Source organism: Sutcliffiella halmapala (assembly GCF_050107295.1).
GTDB lineage: Bacteria > Bacillota > Bacilli > Bacillales > Bacillaceae_I > Sutcliffiella_A > Sutcliffiella_A halmapala_A.
On record NZ_JBNIKR010000004.1, the window covers coordinates 160,681 to 181,269 of the forward strand.

Below are 20,589 nucleotides of genomic sequence, written 5' to 3' on the forward strand. Positions count from 1 at the left end.
AGGCAGAGAGTTAGGTACTCTGCCTAGTTTTTTATTATGTCTTTTGTTCTCAGTTCTTTGATTTTGTTTTTTATATGGGCTACAAAGATCTTGTTATCCTGTAGATTGAAAATTTCAATTGATCGCTCCAGATTATCGATTGCATTTTTATTTTCGTCAATCAGACTAAAGTTATAGCCGATATGGTAATAAATATCTCCCAGTAGATACATGCTATCGTGCTTCACGCACCATTTGATGGCTTCCATGCAAGTATCATTCGATTCAACTATTCTATTGAGTCGGGTTAGTGCTTTTGCCTTATTATAAAGAAGCTTCGTTTTTATGGTACAATCATGGATATAAGGAATCTTTTTATAATGGTTAAGTCCATTATTAAATGTTTCCAAAGAATTATTGTATTCTCCGACTTCAAAATATATAATGGCTACACTATTAATAATTTCAATTTCTCTTTCCCCTAAGAGCTTGGAGGTCATTTTCGTCATATCCAAAGCTTCATGAAGGAGACGGAGCGCGCCATTTTTATTCTGGTGAAGATGATAGATGCAGATTCCTTCATTCCAGATCAGGAATTGGGCGTATTTTCTATTATTAATAAAAAGATTATTCTTTTTTTCTGCCTCGACAATTTTATAAACTTCTTCATATTTGCACTTGTTCAGCAGTTCGCGGACTTCTGTAAAAACCTCTTTCACATAGGATAGCCTTGGATTGGCTGCCAGGTCGTAAAAGTAGTTGATATCTACTCCAAGTCTTTCAGAGATGTAGTATAGTGTATTTGCTAGAGGGAAAACCTCGCCTTTCTCTATCTTGCTGATTTGCGACTGGGTACATATACCTTCACTAAGTTCTGCCTGTGACAAGTTCAATGCAGACCTCAAAACCTTTATTTCCTTCCCGATTAAAGAGAAATCCATGTTTGTCCCCCCTTTAAAATATTCCTATAATTATAATTTTCACGAGAAATGGAGTATTTCTTAGAAAACTGTATGCTATGTGGCTCTAATCGCCTATAATCAAAAATATGCAACTATTAAATATAGTGTATTATTCCTATTATAGATAGTTTATTAAATGTTAGAAAAATTTCAAACAAAAAAACTTTGGAGGTAGAATTTAAATGAAAAAATTCTTTGTTACGGTCCTAGTTGTTTCCATCACTCTTTTCGGTGCTAACGTATTCGGTTCTTCAGTAAGTGCAACTGATAATTATACACCAACTGAACTACCAACAAGACATTAATTTCTAGCTAAAGGAGAGTTCTTACTATGTCAATGACAAGTACTAGCACTTTTGAGCTGACATGCTTCTGGTTTATCGTTGTGGATCGTGAGCAAAAGGAACGTAATCGGTACCGGGTTGCCCAGCTTGTGGATTACAAAAATAAAACATATGCTGAAGTTTCTAAGTGGTTTGAAACCCTGTTTCAAGAGTACAGCGTCATAAAAGTCGGCAGAGGAACGATTCCTTCCAAGCTTAAAAAGCTACCTTATATTCAGTACTAACGTCTTCCTATTATAATAGGAAGATTTTTTTTATTGTTATAAAGGAGATTAGCCTTTATTTAATGAACATCCGTTCTTATTCAAATTGTACCATTATTCGAAGGAATTGGTAGAATAAAATTAATTTCTCTTTATTCAACAAAAGGATTTGTCTGGACAAGAGAGTTTCATTTATTTATTTTCAGGTGTACTTGCACAGTTAGACCACTTCTGACATAAGAATTACTACTAGGCTCTTGCCTAACGATTCTTATGGAGGTGAAAGTGTGTCAAGTATATTAGCATCGGTAGGGTACTTAATCAAAGAACTTATCTTTCTAGTTTCCTATGTCAAAAACAATGCATTTCCACAACCATTATCATCAGCGGACGAAGCAAAATACTTAAAGCTCATGGCAGAGGGCAATGAACATGCAAGAAACATGTTGATTGAACATAATTTGCGTCTCGTGGCACATATAGTGAAAAAATTCGAAAATACTGGCGAAGATTCCGAGGACCTTATCTCCATAGGAACCATCGGACTGATTAAAGCCATTGAGAGCTTCCACTCCGGAAAAGGGACGAAGCTCGCGACCTATGCGGCTCGTTGTATTGAGAACGAAATTTTGATGCATTTGAGAGCTTTGAAAAAAACGAAAAAGGATGTTTCCCTGCACGATCCGATCGGTCAGGATAAAGAGGGGAATGAGATCAGCCTCATTGATGTCCTTAAATCGGAATCCGAGGATGTGATTGATACCATCCAGTTGAATATGGAACTCGAAAAGATCAAGGAATACATCGATGTACTGGACGACCGGGAGCGGGAAGTGATTGTCGGTCGATTTGGACTGGATCTCAAGGATGAAAAAACGCAGCGGGAAATCGCCAAAGAGCTCGGCATATCAAGAAGCTACGTATCCCGCATCGAAAAGCGCGCCCTCATGAAAATGTTCCACGAATTCTACCGGGCCGAAAAAGAAAAGAAAAAACAATAACAGAAAACCTTGGACATCTTAGTGTCCAAGGTTTTCTGTTATTCCTGCCGGGGTCTGGCCCCTCATCAAAATTTAATATTCCTGACATGGTTTTGTGACAAAAGTTTAGAAAGTTGGATTTTTCTCCGCTTTTGCCCTGTCTCTTTTTTGGGATTTGCATATCTTAGTGGTATAGATACCTATTCCTTGAAGGAGGTGTTATGGTATGTACCCTTATGGACCATGTTGCCCTCCGCCGTGTCCGCCGCCATGCCCTTATCCCCCATATAGACCATATGGTTTTTTCGGAGGCTGGCTGTATGGCATTGTAGTGGTGCTGTTTATCCTCCTGTTACTGGGTGGGGGCCACTATTATAGAAATTATCTTGTCAGATAAGCTTATGCTTTTTAGGCATAAGCTTTTTCGTGCCTCCCTATCACATAAAATTTCGCCAATCGAATATTTTGTAAGTCTAATGGTTTGGAATTATGGAAATATTATAATTTTTACGGTATAATTAATCCTATGAAACAAAAAGGGGGATTCAACTACTATGACAACAAAAACATTTCAAGAAACATGGGACCTTGATGTATTCTTCAATGGCGGAAGCGGTTCAGAAAGCTTTCATACATACCTATCAGAAATCAAAGAGGACCTAAAAGCGTTCGAAAAACATATCGCTGCATTTGATGTGGAAGAACTTGAAAAGGTGCTAGGAGACTATGAAACTGTCGTGAAAAAGGTTGTCCAGTCTTCTGCATTCGTCAACTGTCTGCTTGCTGCGGATGTGACGGATAAGGGTGCAGCACAACTGCAGGGGCAGGTTGCCCAAATTCATGCAAAACTGCAGGTTCTTCTTGGTGCTTTGGATGATAAGCTGGTCACCATTGACGAAGAGACTTGGAATTCTCTTTTGGAAAAGGAAGAATTCAAGGTATTGGAATATGTGCTGAATGAACGCAGACGAAGAGCGAATGATAAACTGTCCGCAGATCAGGAAAAGCTGGTTACCTCACTTGCTGTAGATGGATACCATGCATGGGGCAAGTTGTACAACTCCCTTGTCGGAACCATCAAAGTGAAAGTGAAAGAGAATGGAGAGGTCAAAGAGCTTTCGGTCGGTCAGGCGCACAACAGATTTTCCGATGGCAGCCGTGAAGTCCGTAAAGAGGTGGCAAAAGCGTGGAAAGAGGCTTGGGAAAACCAAGCGGATACGATTGCAGCAGCATTGAATCATTTGGCTGGCTTCCGTCTGCAGGTATATGAGCAAAGAGGATGGGATTCCGTACTGAAGGAGCCGCTTGATAACAACCGGATGAAGCAGGAAACGTTAGATACAATGTGGCAGGTAATTACAGACCATAAAGGGACACTTACTAAATATCTGAACCGTAAGGCTGAATTGCTTGGACTGGAGAAGTTGAGCATGTATGATGTTTCCGCTCCCCTGACGGCAGAAGAAACCAAACTGTCCTATCAGGAGGGCGCAGATTTCATCATCGAGCAATTTTCCAAGTTTGGTCCTGAACTGACAGAGTTTACGAAAAAAGCATTTGAAGATCGCTGGATCGAAGCGGAAGACCGCGCAGGAAAGCGCCCGGGCGGTTTCTGCACAAGCTTCCCGGTATCTGCACAGTCCCGTATTTTCATGACCTATTCCGGTACGCTTTCCAATGTCAGTACACTTGCTCATGAACTTGGCCATGCTTTCCATCAGCATGCCATGCACGGAGTACCGACATTGAACCGCTTTTATGCAAGCAATGTGGCGGAAACTGCCTCCACTTTCGCTGAAATGATCGTGGCTGATGCGGCTGTCAAGTATGCAAAGGATGAACAAGAAAAGATCTCTTTACTGGAAGATAAAATCCAGCGCAGTGTTGCGTTCTATATGAACATTCATGCACGCTTCCTTTTCGAAACAAGATTCTATGAGGAGCGCAAGAACGGGCTTGTCAGTGTGGAGAAGCTGAACGAACTAATGGTAGAAGCGCAAAAAGAAGCATATTGTGGAGCGTTGGATGAATATGATTCTACGTTCTGGGCTTCAAAAATGCATTTCTTTATCACGCAAGTTCCGTTCTATAACTTCCCGTACACGTTCGGCTACCTTTTCTCATTGGGAATCTACAGCCAAGCGCTGGAAGAGGGAACAAACTATGAAGATAAATACATCTCCTTATTGAAGGATACTGCATCCATGACCGTAGAGGATCTTGCCATGAAACATCTTGGCGTGGACTTGACTCAACGTGATTTCTGGGAAAAAGCAGTGAAAAAATCCCTGGAGGATGTAGAGGAGTTTCTGGAATTGACGAATAAATAAAGTATAGGCAGCCACGCAAAATGATGCGCGGCTGCTTTTTTTTAACTCCAATCAACTGGAGGCTTTTGCAGCTGTGGCTTCAAACCAAGTTCCTTAGCAGCCGCGAGGATAAATTCTTTCCGGAAAAAATAGCTTCGGTGGCTGACGATGGTATTATTCTCCACTTCTTGCAATTGAATGTCATGCAGTTCTGTACCATGGCTGCCAGTGCTTAGAACAATAATGACAGGTCTTTCCCAAAGAATGACTTCCCGAGCAGAATAACCCGGCAAACCGAATCGAAGCGAGCCTTTTCGCATTTCGTCCTTTGAAAACTCCTGGAATCCAAGATATGCTTCATTCTCTGCCTGCTCACTGAACAAGGAGAGCATCTCTTCAAAGTCTCCATTGTTGAATGCCGCCAAGTATGCTTGAATGATTTTATCGTTTGCACGTTTTGCAGAGGGTTCCAGTTTCTTTCCGATATCAATGGTTGCCAGCTTCTTCCTTGCGCGCTGTACCGAAGCGAAGACGCCGCCTGTGGTGCTCTTGACCATTCCGGAAACTTCCTCTGCGGTAAACTGAAAAACGTCAAACAACAGTAGTGTTGCCACTTGCTTAGGTGGTAAATGTGATTCTATCAAATGGAGCGCGTCCTCCAACATTAGATGATCAATCAATTCTATCCCGTCTCCCGGACTGGTCTTTTCATCCAACGACCCAACCATCCGTTTTTCCCTTCTGCAATGATCAAACCACGTGTTTGTGGCAATCCGGAAAAGATAGTTTTTTCGGTCAGTGATTTCACTCCAACGATGGGAAAGCAGCCCCATGGCTTTTAGCATCGTGTCTTGAAAAAGGTCTTCCCCATCCCAAGGTGACCCCGTCAAATAACGGCAATAATTCCATAAGTCACTAGTAAACTCCGAAACCGCCTTGTCAAAATCCTCTCTTACTTTTCGAATATCATGAATCAGTTGCTGATCTATAGCAGATTTCTTAGTCATCTTTTTTCCTCCTCCTGTCCTATTCAAATGATATAACGATTGGACGCGGGGAAATTAGACGCTATACCTGTATTTATTTATCCTGTGCACACCATAACTATATTTCCATCAGGATCTTTGATATGAAAGAAAGAGAACTCGTCAAAATCAATAATTGGAGAACAAATTTCATAGCCCATCTCCCTGACAAAGCTATAAGATCTTTGGATGTCCTCCGTATGGAAATTGAAAAGAGGGTGTGGAGAAGGTACTATAGCTTTTTCTAAATCTGATGGTCCGGAGTCAAGAGTGAGACCGGTATAGTCATTCATGGGAAGGTTATATACAGGTTCGACTACCATGCTTTCATCATAATCCTGACCCAAAAGGTCGCAGTACCATTTAACAGAGCGTCTTAGATCCCCCACATGAACAAATATGGTATGTATCCTGTTCTTAATCGGGCTTTCAATCATCTTCATTATCGATTCCGCCTTTCAAATAAGAATTATCCCATTAATTTATTTTCTAGATAACTGAGAGAATACCTCCATATATTTGGAGTGGATTTCCAACGATAATTTCCGATACCACGTACAATCCACCACTATTTCATTTAGGGCTTGATAAAGACACTGTTGATATACCGTCTCCAGCTGTTGATTGTAGTACAAGTCGGAGACTCCTCGAAAATGCAAGCATTTTCTTCGTGCGATGTATCGCTGCCGGAGCCTTCCTTGTCCTGCGGGAGAAGCGGAGTCAGGGAGACCCCGCAGGCGATGCCGAGGAGGCTTCCTACCCGCCCGCGGAAAGCGGAGACTTGTGCGGAAATCAACAGTGGTGTTTAACACAACTTTATAAATAAATAGTGCAGGACCTGCGCCAAATGTTATAATATCACTCATGGAGTCTGGCGATTTGCCAGGAAACAGTGTAATGACGACAAACATTTGATGTTTTTATATATGCTTCATCAAAAAGATTCTGTTGGAGGGAAATAAATTGTTAAAAAACTTGTACAGGCTATCGATAGAGCTGACGAATCATAAGTACTCTTCCATGGCTGTGAAACGCTTCGCTTCATCTAAAATGAGCAAACGGTTTATCCAGTCCTTTGCCAATGTCTATAAAATAAATCTGGATGAGATGAAGGATGATATCTCTACGTTTCCAACGCTGCAGCAATTTTTTATCCGCAGCCTGAAACCGAGTGTACGGCCGATTGATGTAGCTGCAGATTCTGTTGTCAGTCCGGTTGATGCGGTAGTGGAGAAGATGGGTGCCATTACAAATGATTTACAAATGACAGCAAAGGGTATTGACTATTCAATAGAAGAAATGCTTTCTGATGAGATGCTCGCGCCGAAATATATGGGCGGAACATACATGGTGCTGTATTTAAGTCCCAGTCATTATCATAAAATTCATAGCCCGCTCACAGGCGAGGTTACCAAGCAATGGACTTTGGGCGGGAAATCCTATCCTGTTAACCAGCTTGGGCTGAAATATGGCAAAGAGCCGCTTGCCAAGAATTATCGCCGCCTTACCGAAATGAAGCATAACAATAAGCATGTTACGGTAGTGAAGGTTGGCGCCATGTTTGTGAACAGTATTGAGCTTACACATGAATCAAGTAAACTCACAAAGGGTGAGGAAATGGCCTATTTCTCCTTTGGATCTACTGTCATCCTCCTGTTTGAAAAGGATTCGTTTATGATAGATCCTTCCATTAAGGAAAAACAGGAAGTGAAGGTCGGTCAAAGAATAGGGAAGTGGCTCAGCTAGTAGCGGATATCTTTTGCGACACGTTAGATTGGGAAGAACACAGACAAAAGCTAGTGTCCACAAACTCTAGCTTTTCTTTTATTTGGAGTATTTGGGCATGAAAAAAGAGCCATAATCTGGCTCTTTTAGGATGTTGCCTTTATTTTATAATTTAAGGAGCGGCGTTGAATTTCAAGCTCGATCAGTTGGATAAAATCCGTGCTCAATTTTAGTTCCTTTGCTTTGTAATAGGATTCAAGTAAAAGTTCATCAGAAAGTTTTCTCATCAGGTTGGCCTCTGCCCTACACCTCCTAGTGTGGTCTTTATGTATAGTCGACTCCAAATGTGTGAAATTCTGTTCTATATCATCCGGTAAGGTCATATATTGATTAGTTTAACTAGTTTGTATCATTACTCTACCACGTAATATTTTTTAGAACAACCGTTCTGTTATCCACAGGAAAAGGTGGATAACTTGTGGGTAATCTGTTTATAATTACCATTAAACGTTATCTGCTGGGTTGTATAATGTAGATAAGGTTATCCACAAGTGTTGAATGCAACTGTAATTTGTCGAAAAATTTTTATTTTCCGTTTATTTTTAACTCTTGAATCATTAGTAAACACTACTATTATCGACAATTTACTTGGAACATTGAAGGAATTTGGGTAAGATGGTAAAGTATAATTTTGTTTCGGAAAAGCGGCTTCATGAAAATTGTATACGAATTTAGAAATATATAGAGGGTGAGCATCGTGCTAAAATATTTTCTGCCGGCTGAACATGTAAAAAGTGTGTTCGAAATTAAGCCAGCAACATTAAAGGAAAAAGGCATCAAAGGTATCATTACAGACCTTGATAATACCTTGGTGGAATGGGACAGACCAGAAGCGACGCCGGCTTTGATTGAATGGTTCAAGGAAATGCAGGCTGCAGGAATCCTTGTCACCATCGTTTCCAATAATAAGCTAAAACGAGTGAAGTTATTTTCAGATCCATTAGGGATCCCTTACATCTATGAAGCGCGAAAACCATTCAGAAGGGCCTTCAAACGTGCCTTGCGCGAGATGAATATCAGGGCGGAGGAAGTGGTTGTTGTTGGTGACCAACTTCTGACAGATGTACTAGGGGGGAACCGTCTTGGGCTGCATACCATCCTTGTGGTGCCGGTAGCCAAATCGGATGGTTTTGTCACCAAGTTCAACCGACAGGTCGAGCGTAGAATATTATCATGGATGAAGCGAAGAGGCATGATTTCTTGGGAGGATTAAGGAATATGGAAGAACAAGTAGTATGTGTAGGTTGTGGAGTGGACATCCAAACCGAGGATAAAGAAGGATTGGGCTATGCTCCAGCATCTTCATTGAACAAAGAGACAATCATTTGTCAGCGTTGCTTCAGATTGAAGAACTATAACGAAATTCAGGATGTATCCTTGACAGATGATGATTTTATAAAAATTCTTCATTCCATCGGTCAATCGGAAGGTCTCGTAGTGAAAATCGTGGACATATTTGATTTTGATGGAAGCTGGCTGCCTGGATTGCACCGGTTTGTAGGAAACAATAAGATTCTGCTTGTCGGAAATAAAGTGGACCTTCTTCCAAAATCGGTCAAGCCAAACAAAGTGATCAACTGGATGAAGCTGGCTGCCAAGGAATTGGGATTGAAGCCTGAAGATGTATTTTTGATCAGTGCGGATAAAGGGACTGGAGTCAAGGAGCTTGCAGCAGCAATGGACGAATACCGTAACGGTAAGGATGTTTATGTAGTTGGATGTACGAACGTCGGTAAGTCCACGTTCATCAACCGTATCATCCGCGAGTTCTCCGGAGAGGAGGATGTCATTACGACCTCCCAGTTCCCGGGTACGACTTTGGATCTGATTGATATTCCGCTGGATAATGGCGCCTCCCTTTATGACACGCCAGGCATCATCAACCGTCACCAGATGGCTCATTATGTGGACAAAAAAGATCTCAAGGTCATTTCTCCGAAAAAAGAAATCAAGCCAATGGTCTTTCAATTAAACGAAGAGCAGACATTATTCTTTGGTGGTTTGGCCAGATTCGATTATGTGAAGGGTGGACGTAATTCCTTCACCTGTTATTTTTCCAACGCTCTCTACATTCATCGGACGAAGCTTGCAAATGCAGACAATATGTATAAAGAGCATCTTGGCGAACTATTGCAGCCCCCTGGGGATGATTATGCTGAAAACTTCCCGGAACTCATTCCCCATGAATTCACCATTAAAGAAGAGAAAACGGATATCGTATTCTCCGGTCTTGGCTGGATCACGATCAAAGAAGCGGGAATCAAGGTTGTTGCACATGTACCAAAAGGTGTTGGTGTAATGATAAGGAAGTCATTAATATAATTCGAAGCGGTTGGGGGTGGTCCTGATGAAGAAGCTTTACGGGGTGATAGGCTGTCCGATACAGCAAACCATGTCTCCACTTATTCATAATGATGCATTTCTTCATCTTGGAATGGATGCGAATTATCATGCCTTCCATGTGGAACCAAATGACCTCGAAGATGCAGTAAGAGGGATGAAAGCCCTCGGAGTATCCGGCTTCAATGTGACGATTCCACATAAGGAAGCCATTATTCCAATGCTTGACGAAGTGGACGGACATGCCCTGAGGATAGGGGCTGTCAATACGGTAGTCCATAGGAACGGGATATTGAAAGGGTATAACACGGATGGCCCGGGGTTCGTGGAAGCGTTAAAGAGAGTAACGCCAACTAATGGTAAGCGAATCCTCATCATCGGTGCGGGTGGCGCGGCAAGGGCTATTATTTATTCACTTGTTCAGGAGCCCGGGGTCACGGCGGATATATTGAACCGCACTCCAAGCAAAGCGATCAGTCTAATCCAGGAATTTTCCTTCCATGACAGATGCCGCGCTGTAAAGATGGAAGAAGCTGTCCGGAGTCTTCCGATGTATGATGTCATTGTCCAGACCACATCTGTAGGAATGCATCCTCATGTGGAGGAAACGCCGATTGCACTTACGACAATGAAAGATAATGCAGTGGTTAGTGACATTATTTATAATCCTTTAGAAACGAAACTTTTAAAGGAAGCACGATTAAAAGGAGCAGTTGTCCAAAACGGTGTGCAAATGTTTGTGTATCAAGCTGCTCTAGCCTTTCAGCACTGGACAGGAAATGTACCGGATGTGGAGAGGATGGAAACATTAGTAACAGAACGACTAGGAGGAACATCATGTTAACAGGTAAACAAAAAAGATTTTTACGTGCTGCAGCACATCATCTTGATCCAATTTTCCAAGTAGGAAAAGGTGGAGTAAATGAAAATATGACCAAACAAATCTCAGAAGCCCTTGAAGTAAGAGAGCTATTAAAGGTAAGCATTCTCCAAAACTGTGATGACGACAGAAATACAGTAGCGAGTGAGCTTGTAGAAGGAACAAAGGCAGAGCTTGTTCAGGTAATCGGTAATACTGTTGTCCTCTACAAGGAGTCCAGAGAAAACAAACAGATTGAGTTGCCAAAATCCAGATAATATATGGGAGGGAATATGGTGAAAAAAGTAGGCATTATGGGAGGCACCTTTGATCCTCCCCATCTTGGTCATCTTTTAATAGCAAATGATGTACAGCATTGTTTAAGCTTGAATGAAGTGTGGTTCATGCCTAACCATATCCCCCCGCATAAACAGTCGGATTCCATCACAAGCACCGAGCATCGTATCGAAATGATAAAGGCTGCAATTGATGATAGGCCCACTTTTCTGTTGCAAACGATTGAACTGGAGAGAGAGGGACCATCCTATACTTATGACACCATTTTATTGTTGAAAGAAAAACATCCGACAATTGATTTTCATTTCATCATTGGAGCCGATATGGTGGAATACCTGCCAAAATGGCATAAAATAAAGGAACTGGTTAAGCTGGTGAAATTCGTAGGTGTAAAAAGGCCGGGCTATTCCATTGAAACCGCCTTTCCTGTCATCGAAGTGGAAACACCGCAGTTTGAGGTTTCCTCTACGCTAATCAGACAGCGTGTCAAGGAGGGCAGGTCCTCCCACTATTTGGTGCCGGAGCAGGTCCGACGAATTATAGAGGAGAAAAAGCTATATGAATAGGGACAAGGCGCTGAGAATTGTACGGGAAAAACTAACGGAACGCCGCTATATCCATACCATCGGCGTGATGGATACAAGCATCGAGCTAGCAAAAAAATATGGTGTGGACGAAAATAAGGCGGAGCTTGCGGCGATTTTCCATGACTATGCCAAGTTTCGTGATAAGGAAGAAATGCGGAATATCATCCTTGAGCAAAATATGCCGCAGGATCTCCTTCTACACCATGATGAACTTTGGCACGCTCCAGTTGGTGCCTTTTTGGTGGAAAAAGAAGTGGGCATAACAGATAAAGATGTTTTAGAGGCAATAAAATGCCATACATCTGGAAAAATAAATATGACTACGCTTGATAAAGTCCTCTATGTAGCGGATTATATTGAGCCTGGCCGTGACTTTCCAGGAGTGGAAGAGGTACGGGAAACTGCCAAAGTAAGCCTTGATATAGCAATGATACAAGCGATGAAAAATACGATCTCCTATCTGTTGAAGCGGAATCAGCCTGTATACCCGGATACATTTCACGCTTATAATGATATGACTATGAAAGTAAAAGGAAGGAAGTTAAGTTAATGTCAAAAGAATTATTACAACTTGCTGCACAAGCGGCAGATGATAAAAGAGCAGAAGAATTGGTAGCATTGAATATGAAGGGGATTTCCCTTGTTTCGGATTATTTCTTGATTTGTCATGGTAACTCCGACAAACAGGTACAAGCGATTGCCAGAGCGATCAAGGAAGCAGCAGAAGAGCAGGGCCAAAATGTCCGCAGAATGGAAGGCTTCGATGAGGCGCGCTGGATCCTTGTTGACCTTGGGGATGTAGTTGCCCATGTATTCCATAAGGATGAGCGCGGCTATTACAACCTGGAGCGCCTTTGGGGAGATGCACCACGCGAAGACGTACTTAAAGAGCTGACGTAAATGGCTTATGGTCAATTTGCTTTCATTTACGATCATTTGATGGAGGACGTCCCGTATGATCAATGGGTGGAATACGTCAAAAGCGTAAAGGATCGCTATGCGAATGGGGAATCGGACTTTTCCATCGTGGATGTAGGGTGCGGGACCGGGGAAATGACCATCCGTTTTGCAAAAGAGGGGTGGGAGGTTTCCGGGGTGGACCTGTCCGAAAGCATGCTTGCGGTGGCGCATGAAAAGTCTGTACAAGCGGGTGTGGCGATACCCTATTTTGAACAGAATATGACGGAGCTTGATGGCTTTACTGGCTCGGACTGCGTGACCATCTTTTGTGACTCCCTCAATTATCTGCAAACAGAAGAAGAGGTTCAGGATACATTCAAGGCGGTCTCAAGCCAGCTTAAAGAAGGCGGACTCCTTTTATTTGATGTTCATTCCATTTATAAAATGTCCCAAATCTTTATAAATAGCACGTTTACAAATGCTGAGGAAGAAGTGTCCTACATATGGAACTGCTATGCAGGGGAAGAAGCGAACAGTGTGGAGCATGAACTGAGCTTTTTCGTCCTGGAAGAGGAAACCGGCCTTTATTCCCGCTTTGACGAAGTGCATTATCAGCGTACACATAGTGTGGAGCTCTATAAGAAATGGCTGAAGGAGGCGGGCTTTGAACTGTTATCTGTTACAGGCGATTTCTCCTTGGAAAACCTCGCAGATCAGGCAGAGAGAGTATTTTTTGCTGCAAGGAAGTTATAGATGTACAAGCAAAAGAGCCTATCAAATTTTCCGATTTGATAGGCTTTTGTTGTAGATAAAGTACATTCCCTTTACCGGTGCATAGGATAATTTTATAAACTGGGAAGGGAATGAAAAAAATGTACTATGACCCTAATTTGATTCGATACCAATATCCAAATCCTTATTATGTTTATGCACCTATGTATAACTATGGCAAACAGCCTGTTTACAGGAATACCCCTGGGATAGGGCATTCATATCGTTATGACTCGTTTGGCTACATCCACGGTGATTCAAGAATTTTGTTGAAAGATTATGGACCCAATCCTTTTGTGGCAAATATTAATGAAGCCACAAAGCAAAACAATACTTATCGTACAGCTCTATGGACAGGAACCCATCTGCAACTTACTTTGATGAGTCTCAATCCAGGAGAGGATATCGGTCTGGAAATGCATCCGGACGTTGATCAATTCTTGCGCGTTGAGCAAGGACAGGGGATTGTTCAAATGGGCAAGAGTAAAGACGATTTAAACTTTCAAAGAAATGTATATGACGATTCTGCAATAATAATCCCTGCTGGTACATGGCATAACCTAACCAACACTGGCAATACTCCGCTAAAACTTTACTCGATATACGCACCTCCTAATCATCCATTTGGTACTGTTCATCCTACCAAAGCTGATGCTATGGCTGCTGAGGAAGGCTATTGACTCCAAAGCGTGGTGGAGGGGAATCTGAAACAAAAATGAACTACTACTAACCTGAAAAACCATCCTTTGACGGCAGTTCCAAGGATGGTTTTTCATCATCGATTTTTTTTCGAGAATTTTGCAAAAGAAAAAGGAATTCTGTCGAACAAGTCGAATACGTTAGTGAAACTGCTTTTTAACCTCGCACAAATCTTCATCAAACTTCTCGTGGGTTTTCTGTATCAAATGGTGGAATACATCACCAAGCTCATTTTCCAGTACCTTTATTCCTTCTCCTGTTACTCCACCCTTTACACACACTTTTGCCTGCAGGGTAGGTAACGTATAAAGGTTCTTCTCCAATAGTTTTCCCATACCGACTATCATTTCACTTGCCAGTGCGGTAGCCTGTTCCTTGGTAATCTCGGTTTCACTCACTGCCCCATCAATGAACCGTTGCAGAAGATAGCTGAAAAATGCCGGTCCGCAGCTGACAATGTCTGAAGCCACTCTTGTCACATTTTCGCTTATGATAATTGGTTTGGAAATCTTTGCACAGATTTCTGTCAGATAATCCTGATACTCCTGATTTAAATCATCACCGAATGTCATGAGTGTAACTCCGGAGAGAGCCCGGTTGGTAATACTTGGAATAATACGTGCCACCTGACAGGAAACGAGAGTTTGCAATTGCTTCACCGACACAGGCGAAGTAATGGAGATTACACATTTATCCTTCGTCAGTAAGTGATCTATTTTCAATAAAAGGGGGTGAATATCCAAAGGCTTGACTGAAAGAAATATGATGTCACAAGCTTTCACAACTTCCTCTGCTGTTTCTTTTACCACTATATTTTCGTATAGGCTCTGAATGCTATACGCCTTCTTTAATGTTCGATTGGTTATCGTCATATTTTCAGGAGGTACTGCGCCAGCTTCGATAAATGCTTCGATTAATATCTTTCCCATATTACCGGTCCCGATGATTCCAATTTTCACTTTCATGCCCTCCTTCATCCAAAAAGTTTCTCATACACTATATGTTTTTTTTGAAAAAATTATGAATAGAAGGTGAAACCCCTGTGAAAGAATTCCTATATCTTCATAAAAAGAAATGGATGCTCGGTGCAATAGGTGTCATTGCGCTCGTGTTCATCCTCTGGCCTAGACTGTTTCCGGCTTCTCAGACAACCGAACCAAAAGCTTTCCAAAAACTCGTAGTGGATGAGGAGGGAGGTGAGGTGGACGAGAGTATCGAAACGGATTTTGAAAGTGAAAAAGAAGTACATCTCCCACCCGCAACAGTCCTGATTGATATAAAAGGCGCAGTAAAGCTTCCCGGTGTGTACGAACTGGCAAATGGAAAGCGCATCATTGACGCTGTAGACAAAGCTGGAGGCTTTTTGGCTAGTGCCGATACGAGAAAGGTGAATCTTGCTGCCTTGCTTGTGGATGAAATGGTGATTTATGTCCCGGAAGAGGGAGAAGACGTGGAGGAACTATCACTTCTGGAGACGCCTAGTCCGGAGTATGGCAAAGAGCCGGGTCAAAGTAAGGTGAATATTAATACCGCAACAGTAGAAGAGCTTACCACACTCTCTGGGATCGGACCATCAAAAGCTAATGCCATCATCGAATATCGTGAAGAAAACGGATTGTTCAAGTCGGTTGATGAGATGCTGAATGTAACTGGGATCGGAGAGAAATCGCTCGAAAAAATACGGGACGACATTACGACGACAAATTAAATTGACGAGGCACTGGATAAGTCGATACACTATACTTATTGTAAATTTGAAGCTGGAGGGTTTATTTATGGCTAGAATATCTTGGGATCAATATTTCATGGCGCAAAGCCATTTGCTCGCATTACGCAGCACATGTACACGATTGACTGTCGGCGCTACCATTGTTCGGGACAAGCGTATCATAGCAGGCGGTTATAACGGGTCCATTGCCGGCGGAACCCATTGTATAGATGAAGGATGCTATGTGATCGATAACCACTGTGTGAGGACCATCCATGCTGAAATGAATGCACTCCTCCAATGTTCCAAGTTTGGGGTGCCGACAACGGGTGCTGAAATCTATATCACGCATTTTCCATGTCTGCATTGCTGTAAAGCCATTATCCAAGCAGGAATAAAAACGGTCTATTATGCCATGGACTATAAGAATCACCCTTATGCGATGGAAATGTTTGATCAGGCGGGAGTCCGGGTTCAATATGTGGAGTTCCACGATCTCGGTCAAAATGATCCGGAAAAGCTGAAATTCATTTCTGAATTGATAGGTAAACTGGAACAGTCCGGTGCATCAGTGGAAGAAATCAAAGAGTGGCATGAAAAGGCTGATTTTTTGTTTAGCTCCAGGGTGTAGGCTCTCATGAAACAAACAGGTAATTTTGCCTATCTTGCCATTTCCAGTTGTTTAGGCATTGCAGTCTCCGGTTTTTCGTTTCACTGGGGACTGCTAGCTTTATCCGGTTGTTTTCTTCTTTGGATATGGTTCGGTATGAAGAGAACCGGATTGGTTTGGACTGCTTTGACAGTTGGTATTGGTTTTGCCGTATATACCACCATTTCAGACCGGACAAATACTTCACAATTTACGGAATACAATACAGAGTTTTCTGGAGAGATAACCCAACAGATTACCCGCGATGGAAATAAAATATCCTTCCAAATCAACATAAGAGAGGAACCCCTTCTTGTTGAGTACTACATGCAGACGGAAACGGAGTTGCAGAGCTACTCGTCACTCCAAATTGGAGACCGTTGCAATTTTACCGGAATGATAAAAGAACCCTTGCCTCCAACAAATCCTCATGCCTATGACTACAAGCAATTTCTCTATCACCAGCACATTCACTGGACCCTCACGTTAATTGATGCTCCTTCAGATTGTATGTCGCCATCTCCCCCAAGCATTCTAACGACCTTGAAGATATGGAGAGTAAAAGGTATGCAACTGATCCATGACAAAGTGGAACAGCCGATATCGGGACTCATGATCAGTTTGATATTTGGAGAAAGAGACTATATGGATGAAGAGATTCTCGAAGCATATCAGTTGTTGGGTCTTGTCCATCTGCTGGCAATTTCAGGCCTTCACGTAGGGGTGATAACAGCAGCAGTTTTTCTTATTGGGATCAGACTTGGTGCTACAAGAGGATTCATGAATGTTACGCTTCTTCTGTTTCTCCCAATGTACGTCATCATTGCCGGAGCGGCTCCATCTGTTATGCGGGCTGCCATGATGACCGGTGTGGTGCTATTGTACCTGATGATGAAAAAAAGGTTCCTATCCATCGATTCCATTGGAGTAGCATGCATGACCATCCTATTGATCCGCCCTTATTACCTTTATCATATTGGATTTCAGCTTTCCTTCATCGTCAGTCTTAGTTTGCTGCTTTCTGCCAAAAGACTGAATTCAATCGGACATAAAGGTTTTCAATTGCTTTACGTTTCTTTAGTAGCACAACTTGCATCGCTGCCAATCATCCTTTATCACTTCTTTCAATTCTCCTTATGGAGTCCACTTTTGAACCTCATTTTTATCCCGTTCTTCTCTTTGTTTGTATTACCGCTTTCTTTTTTCATTTTCTTTTGCCTTTTGCTATTACCTGATTTTGTACCCATGATTCTTCCGCTGTTGAAGTACCCGTTGCTTCTTATGAATGGTCTAGCCGAAAAGGTCGCCAGTTTTTCCTTTGGTTCTCTCGTATTCGGAAGGCCACCGCATTTTTTGATGGTTGGATATATTCTATCGGTTGTTTTTTTCTTTTTCAAAATGGAAACCACAACCACCATCAAAAGAAGCTTGAAGGCCATATGCGCCCTATTGATTTGCTTTGTTTTTCACTGGAATATCGGCTTTTTCCAATGGGAAGGCAAAGTCGTGGTACTGGATATCGGGCAGGGAGATGCCATCTATATCAGGCTGCCCCACAACCGCGGGACGTACCTGATTGATACGGGAGGGGTTTTCCGGTTTGAGGTGGAGGCGTGGGAAAAGCGAAGAGCAGATTTTGATGGAGGAAAAAGAATTCTTGTCCCTTTTTTGAAAGCCGAAGGGATAAGAGAGCTGGATAAACTATTTTTGACGCATGGGGATTATGATCATATCGGCAATGCTCCGAGCCTGCTGAAGGAGATAAGAGTAAAGGATATTTTTGTCCCGGTGGGTTTTGGGAGAGGTGGGGGTGAAATGGAACGGGAGGTCATTGCAGAAGCATTGAAAAGAAAGTTGAACGTAATGGAGGTAGATGGGACGTCTGGATGGGAAGCAGGGGATGCTTCTTTTCAGTTTTTGCATCCATCCAAGGTATATAAGGACAAAAATGACGGTTCGATCGTTATATACGCAGAGTTTGGCGGGCTTTCCTGGCTGTTTACAGGGGATATTGAGGAAGCTGGGGAACGGGATCTTTTGCAAAACTATCCACAACTGAAAGCGGATGTTCTGAAAACAGCGCATCACGGCAGCGGTACGTCCAGCCTGGCACCTTTTCTGGATAGGGTGGAGCCTGATTATGCTCTGATTTCAGCAGGTCGGAACAACCGGTTTGGGCACCCTCATGCAGAGGTGTTGGAGCGTTTGGAAAGTGCAGGTTCTATTTATTTCCGAACTGATGAACAAGGCGCCATCGTGTATATTTTTACAAAACACGGAGGAACGTTTTTCACCCAATTACCATAGGATACATTAGAAGAAATGAAAAAGAGACTGCCAATTATCAGCAGTCTCTTTTAAGACGAAGCTTTGAGTTTTATCCTCATTCTTTCCACAACGAGCTTTGAGAAAGAATCACTACGGTATGTATAAAACCGTAATTAAGATCCTAGGTACTGTATAAGGGTTCCCATTAGAAAAATCGTTGCGAAAAAGCCGAAGGATACGACAAAACCGACACCAGAATCAACTGCATCGTTACGTTTACTTTGGACGCTTTTTTCAAATTCGTTCATAAGTATCCCTCCTTATCATTCATTAGTATAAGCTATTCATTAAAAAAAATCTACCTAACAAATATGCTTTTCCACCTTTGACAAGAGTTGTCACAAATAGTTCGGAAATAACGGGAGAACATAGTATTACACCCGAGGGGTCAATCGTCAACTAGTGAGTTACCTGGGGCTCGCTTCGTTGACGTTCATATAAAATGGGGATTAGTTTTTACAGTCGAAACTAATCTCCTTTGACTTTTATAGACGTTTTTTCTGTTTGCCTTTTCTATACTTGTCAGCACCGCGCTTCCTCATGTACGATAGGATAGTAACGAAAACTGACGGGAGCAATTCTATGGGATTTGAAGCATTGAAAAAAATAAAAGGAAAACATTTTGCGCCTATCTACTTATTATTAGGAACGGAAGGTTTTTTATTAAAAGAAGTGCGGGACAGCATTATCAATCATGCCCTTGAACCGGAGGAGCATGACTTCAATTTGTCCTATTATGATATGGAAGAGCAGCCGGTGGATATCGCGATTGAAGATGCGGAAACCCTGCCGTTTATGGGAGAGCGGAGAGTGGTGGTGCTCACCAATCCATTCTTTCTAACAGGAGAAAAAAGCAAAAGCAAGATGGAGCACAATACGGATCGGTTTTTGTCATACATACAGCAGGCAGCACCTTACACCATTCTTGTGATTCATGCGCCATACGAAAAGCTGGACGAGCGCAAGAAAATCGTGAAGCAGTTGAAATCTTTAGCGGAAGTCATCGAAGGACAACCTCTCGGCGAAAGGGAACTGATGGCCTGGATGAAGGATAGGGCGGAGCAGAACGGGGCTGTGCTTGCAAACGATGCAGCGGAGGAACTGCTGAAGATTGCGGGAGTGAACCTTTCCGTCCTGGCACAGGAAATCAACAAAATGGCGATGTATATCGGAGCGGCTGAACAGACAATCACTGTGGAGATAGTAAAGCTTCTGGCAGCCAAATCGATCGAGCATACCATTTTCGAGCTGATCGAAAAAATGGTGCATCGTAAAATTGATGAGGCACTGGCAATCTTCTACGAATTGATCCGTAACAATGAAGAGCCGATCAAGCTGCTCGCCCTGATCTCCACGCAATTCAGACTGTTATATCAGGTGAAGGATTTGAGTGAACAAGGCTACAGCCAACAGAAAATGGCGGGCATTCTTCGGGTGCATCCGTACAGAGTGAAACTGGCAGCGCAACAAAGCCGCTACTTCTCTCGAAATGAACTGATGCGGATGATCCAGGACCTTGCGGAAGCCGATTATGAAATGAAAAGCGGGAAAGTGGACAAACAGCTGGCGATTGAGATGCTTCTGCTGAAGCTGGCACCGGTGAAATAGTTTTGGAGTGGTTGACTTCGAATTGGATTAGGTGGGGGATGGTACTTATCAGTGCCAGGCCCCTCTTTTTTTGTTTTTGGGAAAAGAGAGTTGGGTGGTGGTTGGAGGGGCCAGGCACTGGTGTTGTGGTGAAAGTTGTGTTTTGTTTTTGTTTTTGGATTGGTATATGTGGGGGATGGGACTTATTAGTGCCAGGCCCCTCTTTTTTTGTTTTGGGGAGAGAGAGGTTGGGTGGTTGGTGGAGGGGCCAAGCACT

General features: G+C 42.5%; 24 protein-coding genes. 17 read left to right on the forward strand and 7 right to left on the reverse strand.

Translation table 11 applies throughout. From position 1 onward, the window contains the following. Nucleotides 1-23: 23 nt before the first annotated feature. Nucleotides 24-920: a helix-turn-helix domain-containing protein gene (locus ACQCT5_RS08345; protein ID WP_499640839.1), complete on the reverse strand. Its 897-nt coding sequence runs from the start codon at nt 918-920 to the stop codon at nt 24-26. A gap of 352 nt (nt 921-1,272) precedes the next feature. Here ACQCT5_RS08345 and ACQCT5_RS08350 point away from each other — a divergent pair, with 352 nt between their 5' ends. The 3 genes from ACQCT5_RS08350 to ACQCT5_RS08360 all read left to right on the forward strand — a co-directional run bounded on the left by ACQCT5_RS08350 (nt 1,273) and on the right by ACQCT5_RS08360 (nt 4,798). Continuing rightward, nucleotides 1,273-1,509, forward strand: coding sequence for a hypothetical protein (locus tag ACQCT5_RS08350; protein WP_204415978.1), 237 nt, complete (start codon nt 1,273-1,275; stop codon nt 1,507-1,509). A 266-nt stretch (nt 1,510-1,775) separates the two neighbouring features. Then, complete coding sequence (gene sigK / locus ACQCT5_RS08355) at nt 1,776-2,489, forward strand: RNA polymerase sporulation sigma factor SigK (RefSeq protein WP_224838429.1); 714 nt, start codon at nt 1,776-1,778, stop codon at nt 2,487-2,489. A gap of 533 nt (nt 2,490-3,022) precedes the next feature. Continuing rightward, on the forward strand, nt 3,023-4,798 hold the full coding sequence (locus ACQCT5_RS08360) for a M3 family oligoendopeptidase (RefSeq protein ID WP_499640842.1): 1,776 nt from the start codon (nt 3,023-3,025) through the stop codon (nt 4,796-4,798). Between the two features lie 41 nt (nt 4,799-4,839). Here the strand turns inward: ACQCT5_RS08360 and ACQCT5_RS08365 are convergent, their stop codons facing one another. From ACQCT5_RS08365 to ACQCT5_RS08375, 3 genes are all read right to left on the reverse strand, one after another. Then, nucleotides 4,840-5,784: a sigma-70 family RNA polymerase sigma factor gene (locus ACQCT5_RS08365; RefSeq protein ID WP_499640844.1), complete on the reverse strand. Its 945-nt coding sequence runs from the start codon at nt 5,782-5,784 to the stop codon at nt 4,840-4,842. Nucleotides 5,785-5,861: 77 nt separating this feature from the next. After that, nucleotides 5,862-6,245, reverse strand: coding sequence for a VOC family protein (locus tag ACQCT5_RS08370; RefSeq protein WP_499640846.1), 384 nt, complete (start codon nt 6,243-6,245; stop codon nt 5,862-5,864). A gap of 39 nt (nt 6,246-6,284) precedes the next feature. Further along, nucleotides 6,285-6,437, reverse strand: a complete 153-nt coding sequence (locus ACQCT5_RS08375; RefSeq protein WP_499640848.1) for a hypothetical protein — start codon at nt 6,435-6,437, stop codon at nt 6,285-6,287. 328 nt (nt 6,438-6,765) lie between these two features. On the opposite strand from ACQCT5_RS08375, the gene ACQCT5_RS08380 reads away from it, so the two are divergent. Beyond that, entirely contained in the window at nt 6,766-7,548 is a 783-nt protein-coding gene (locus ACQCT5_RS08380; protein ID WP_499640850.1) for a phosphatidylserine decarboxylase, read from the forward strand. Between the two features lie 125 nt (nt 7,549-7,673). Here ACQCT5_RS08380 and ACQCT5_RS08385 read toward each other — a convergent pair whose 3' ends face one another. Beyond that, nucleotides 7,674-7,814: a sporulation histidine kinase inhibitor Sda gene (locus tag ACQCT5_RS08385; protein WP_499640852.1), complete on the reverse strand. Its 141-nt coding sequence runs from the start codon at nt 7,812-7,814 to the stop codon at nt 7,674-7,676. A gap of 467 nt (nt 7,815-8,281) precedes the next feature. On the opposite strand from ACQCT5_RS08385, the gene ACQCT5_RS08390 reads away from it, so the two are divergent. The 9 genes from ACQCT5_RS08390 to ACQCT5_RS08430 all read left to right on the forward strand — a co-directional run bounded on the left by ACQCT5_RS08390 (nt 8,282) and on the right by ACQCT5_RS08430 (nt 14,021). Next, on the forward strand, nt 8,282-8,800 hold the full coding sequence (locus ACQCT5_RS08390; protein WP_417900819.1) for a YqeG family HAD IIIA-type phosphatase: 519 nt from the start codon (nt 8,282-8,284) through the stop codon (nt 8,798-8,800). A 5-nt stretch (nt 8,801-8,805) separates the two neighbouring features. Continuing rightward, a complete protein-coding gene (gene yqeH, locus ACQCT5_RS08395) occupies nt 8,806-9,909 on the forward strand; it encodes a ribosome biogenesis GTPase YqeH (protein WP_499640854.1) in 1,104 nt (367 codons plus the stop codon). 25 nt (nt 9,910-9,934) lie between these two features. Beyond that, nucleotides 9,935-10,771 carry a shikimate dehydrogenase gene (gene aroE / locus ACQCT5_RS08400; protein ID WP_499640856.1) on the forward strand — a complete coding sequence of 279 codons (837 nt, stop codon included), beginning with the start codon at nt 9,935-9,937 and terminating at the stop codon, nt 10,769-10,771. After that, nucleotides 10,765-11,064 (forward strand): ribosome assembly RNA-binding protein YhbY, encoded by a 300-nt coding sequence (gene yhbY / locus ACQCT5_RS08405; RefSeq protein ID WP_499640858.1) that lies wholly within the window; start codon nt 10,765-10,767, stop codon nt 11,062-11,064. The genes aroE and yhbY overlap by 7 nt, the downstream gene beginning before the upstream one ends. Before the next feature lie 18 nt (nt 11,065-11,082). After that, nucleotides 11,083-11,649: a nicotinate-nucleotide adenylyltransferase gene (locus ACQCT5_RS08410; RefSeq protein WP_499641176.1), complete on the forward strand. Its 567-nt coding sequence runs from the start codon at nt 11,083-11,085 to the stop codon at nt 11,647-11,649. Next, entirely contained in the window at nt 11,642-12,220 is a 579-nt protein-coding gene (yqeK, locus tag ACQCT5_RS08415; protein ID WP_499640860.1) for a bis(5'-nucleosyl)-tetraphosphatase (symmetrical) YqeK, read from the forward strand. Before ACQCT5_RS08410 ends, yqeK begins: the two co-directional genes overlap by 8 nt. Further along, entirely contained in the window at nt 12,220-12,570 is a 351-nt protein-coding gene (rsfS, locus tag ACQCT5_RS08420; RefSeq protein ID WP_204415961.1) for a ribosome silencing factor, read from the forward strand. Before yqeK ends, rsfS begins: the two co-directional genes overlap by 1 nt. Continuing rightward, entirely contained in the window at nt 12,571-13,323 is a 753-nt protein-coding gene (locus ACQCT5_RS08425; protein ID WP_499640862.1) for a class I SAM-dependent DNA methyltransferase, read from the forward strand. 119 nt (nt 13,324-13,442) lie between these two features. Then, nucleotides 13,443-14,021 (forward strand): cupin domain-containing protein, encoded by a 579-nt coding sequence (locus ACQCT5_RS08430; RefSeq protein WP_499641178.1) that lies wholly within the window; start codon nt 13,443-13,445, stop codon nt 14,019-14,021. 159 nt (nt 14,022-14,180) lie between these two features. Here the strand turns inward: ACQCT5_RS08430 and comER are convergent, their stop codons facing one another. Beyond that, entirely contained in the window at nt 14,181-14,999 is an 819-nt protein-coding gene (gene comER, locus ACQCT5_RS08435) for a late competence protein ComER (RefSeq protein WP_499640864.1), read from the reverse strand. Nucleotides 15,000-15,082: 83 nt separating this feature from the next. Between comER and ACQCT5_RS08440 the strand changes: the two genes are divergently transcribed. The 3 genes from ACQCT5_RS08440 (at nt 15,083) to ACQCT5_RS08450 (ending at nt 18,704) form a co-directional block, all read left to right on the forward strand. Further along, a complete protein-coding gene (locus ACQCT5_RS08440; RefSeq protein WP_499640866.1) occupies nt 15,083-15,748 on the forward strand; it encodes a helix-hairpin-helix domain-containing protein in 666 nt (221 codons plus the stop codon). Nucleotides 15,749-15,815: 67 nt separating this feature from the next. Beyond that, the gene (locus ACQCT5_RS08445) at nt 15,816-16,379 is read left to right on the forward strand and encodes a ComE operon protein 2 (RefSeq protein ID WP_499640868.1); all 564 of its coding nucleotides are present in this window, start codon (nt 15,816-15,818) and stop codon (nt 16,377-16,379) included. Nucleotides 16,380-16,385: 6 nt separating this feature from the next. Then, nucleotides 16,386-18,704 (forward strand): DNA internalization-related competence protein ComEC/Rec2, encoded by a 2,319-nt coding sequence (locus tag ACQCT5_RS08450; protein WP_499640870.1) that lies wholly within the window; start codon nt 16,386-16,388, stop codon nt 18,702-18,704. Between the two features lie 134 nt (nt 18,705-18,838). Here the strand turns inward: ACQCT5_RS08450 and ACQCT5_RS08455 are convergent, their stop codons facing one another. After that, nucleotides 18,839-18,973, reverse strand: a complete 135-nt coding sequence (locus ACQCT5_RS08455) for a YqzM family protein (protein WP_204415950.1) — start codon at nt 18,971-18,973, stop codon at nt 18,839-18,841. A 334-nt stretch (nt 18,974-19,307) separates the two neighbouring features. Here ACQCT5_RS08455 and holA point away from each other — a divergent pair, with 334 nt between their 5' ends. After that, complete coding sequence (holA, locus tag ACQCT5_RS08460; protein WP_499640873.1) at nt 19,308-20,333, forward strand: DNA polymerase III subunit delta; 1,026 nt, start codon at nt 19,308-19,310, stop codon at nt 20,331-20,333. The last annotated feature ends 256 nt before the right edge of the window (nt 20,334-20,589 follow it).